Source organism: Mesorhizobium sp. M7A.F.Ca.CA.001.08.2.1 (genome assembly GCF_003998455.1).
Taxonomy (GTDB): Bacteria; Pseudomonadota; Alphaproteobacteria; order Rhizobiales; family Rhizobiaceae; genus Mesorhizobium; species Mesorhizobium ciceri.
Genome location: NZ_RZPW01000754.1, coordinates 1 through 2,932, shown reverse-complemented (window position 1 = coordinate 2,932; position 2,932 = coordinate 1). Strand labels below are relative to the sequence as shown.

Below are 2,932 nucleotides of genomic sequence, written 5' to 3'. Positions count from 1 at the left end.
CTCGATGACGTCGCCGTCCTGGAGATGGAACGGCTTGCCCTTCGGGATCAGGTATTCGACCGGCTCAAGCGTCGAGTCATGCGGCTCGATGATGATGCGACGCTTGTTCTTGTAGTCGCGGCCGAAGCGGATCGTGCCGTCGATCTCGGCGATGATGGCGTGATCCTTCGGACGACGTGCCTCGAACAGCTCGGCAACACGCGGCAGACCGCCGGTGATGTCCTTGGTCTTGGCGCTTTCCATCGGAATACGCGCCAAAACGTCGCCGGGGCGAACCTGCGAACCCGGCTCGACCGAAAGAATGGCCTCGACCGAGAGCAGGAAGCGGGCGTCGCCGCCCTTGGACAGCTTGCCGACCTTGCCCTTGGCGTCCTGGATCGCAATCGCCGGCTTCAGGTCGTTGCCACGCGGCGTCGAGCGCCAGTCGATGACCTCACGCTTGGTGATGCCGGTCGACTCGTCGGCCGTTTCCTGAACGGAAATGCCGTCGACCAGATCCTCGTACGACACCCTGCCCTCGATTTCGGTGAGGACCGGACGCGTGTAGGGATCCCACTCGGCGATACGCTGGCCGCGCTTCACCTTGTCACCATCGTCCACGAAGATGCGCGAACCATAGGTGAGACGGTGCGAGGCGCGCTCCTTGCCGGCTTCGTCGAGGATCAGCACCGCCATGTTGCGGCCCATGACCATCTGCTGGCCGTCGGAGTTGCGCACCACGTTGCGGTTGCGGATCTCGACCTTGCCCTCATACGAGGCTTCAAGGAACGAGCTGTCCACCACCTGCGCGGTACCGCCCATGTGGAAGGTACGCATGGTGAGCTGGGTGCCCGGCTCGCCGATCGACTGCGCCGCGATGACGCCGACGGCTTCGCCCTGGTTGACCGGGGTGCCGCGGGCCAGATCGCGACCGTAGCAGACCGCGCAGACGCCAACCCTGACTTCGCAAGTCAGTGCCGAGCGGATGCGGACCGACTGGACGCCGGCCTTTTCGATCTGTTCCACGTCACGCTCGTCCATCAGCGTTCCGGCCTTGACCAGGATCTCGCCCGACACCGGATGGGTGATGTCGTCGAGCGACGTACGGCCCAGCACGCGCTGGCCGACCGAAGCAACGACCTGACCGGCATCGACGATCGGCTGCATGGTGAGGCCCTTGTCGGTGCCGCAGTCGACGGAGTTGACGATGCAGTCCTGCGCCACGTCGACCAGACGACGGGTGAGGTAACCCGAGTTCGCCGTCTTCAAGGCGGTGTCGGCCAGACCCTTGCGGGCGCCGTGGGTCGAGTTGAAGTACTCGAGCACGGTCAGGCCTTCCTTGAAGTTCGAGATGATCGGCGTCTCGATGATTTCACCCGACGGCTTGGCCATAAGGCCGCGCATGCCGGCAAGCTGGCGCATCTGGGTGGGCGAGCCACGCGCACCGGAGTGCGACATCATGTAGATCGAGTTCATCGGCTTCTGACGGCCATTGTCCTCGAACTCGACCGCCTTGATGCGGGCCATCATCTCGTCGGCGACCTTTTCCGAGCACTTGGCCCAGGCGTCGACGACCTTGTTGTACTTCTCGCCCTGCGTGATCAGACCGTCATTGTACTGCTGCTCGTATTCCTTGGCCAAAGCCTCGGTGTCGGAGACCAGCTTGATCTTGGCATCCGGGATCAGCATGTCGTCCTTGCCGAACGAAATGCCGGCGCGGCAGGCATGGCTGAAGCCGAGCGCCATGATGCGATCGCAGAAAATGACCGTCTCCTTCTGACCGCAGTGGCGGTAGACGGTGTCGATCATCTTGGAGATGTTCTTCTTGGTCATCTCCTGGTTGGCGGTCTCGTAAGGCACGTTGACGTTCTTCGGCAGAAGCTCGCCGATGATCATGCGGCCAGGCGTGGTGTCATGGATCTTCGACACGACCTTGCCTTCGGCGTCGACCGTGCGGAAACGACCCTTGATCTTGGAGTGCAGCGTCACCGCCTTGGTCTCGAGCGCGTGCTGGAGTTCGCCCATGTCGGCAAACACCATGCCCTCGCCCGGCTCGTTCTGGTTGACGATCGAGAGATAGTAGAGACCCAGAACCATGTCCTGCGACGGCACGATGATCGGCGCGCCGGAAGCCGGGTGCAGGATGTTGTTGGTCGACATCATCAGCACGCGGGCTTCAAGCTGCGCTTCCAGCGACAGCGGCACGTGAACGGCCATCTGGTCGCCGTCGAAGTCGGCGTTGAAGGCCGTGCAGACCAGCGGGTGCAGCTGGATCGCCTTGCCTTCGATCAGGATCGGCTCGAACGCCTGGATGCCGAGACGGTGCAGCGTCGGCGCACGGTTCAGCAGCACCGGATGCTCGCGGATGACCTCGTCGAGGATATCCCAGACTTCCGGACGCTCCTTTTCGACCAGCTTCTTCGCCTGCTTGACGGTCGAGGAGTAACCCTTGGCGTCGAGACGGGCGTAGATGAAGGGCTTGAACAGTTCGAGCGCCATCTTCTTGGGCAGGCCGCACTGGTGCAGCTTGAGCTCCGGACCGGTCACGATGACCGAGCGGCCGGAATAGTCGACGCGCTTGCCGAGCAGGTTCTGACGGAATCGGCCCTGCTTGCCCTTGAGCATGTCGGACAGCGACTTCAGCGGGCGCTTGTTGGCGCCGGTGATGACGCGGCCGCGACGGCCGTTGTCGAACAGCGCATCGACGGCTTCCTGCAGCATGCGCTTTTCATTGCGCACGATGATGCCGGGGGCGCGCAGCTCGATCAGCCGCTTCAGACGGTTGTTGCGGTTGATGACGCGGCGATAGAGATCGTTCAGATCCGACGTGGCGAAACGGCCGCCGTCCAGCGGGACGAGCGGACGCAGGTCCGGCGGGATCACCGGAACCACCTTCATGATCATCCATTCCGGACGATTGCCGGATTCCATGAAGTTCTCGACGACCTTGAGC

Annotated in this window: 1 protein-coding gene; it reads right to left on the bottom strand. The window is 63.0% G+C overall.

The window, feature by feature from the left end; translation table 11 throughout:
• A partial coding sequence (rpoC, locus tag EN914_RS30260) for a DNA-directed RNA polymerase subunit beta' (protein ID WP_127389474.1) occupies window positions 1-2,932 on the bottom strand: 2,932 nt, incomplete at both ends.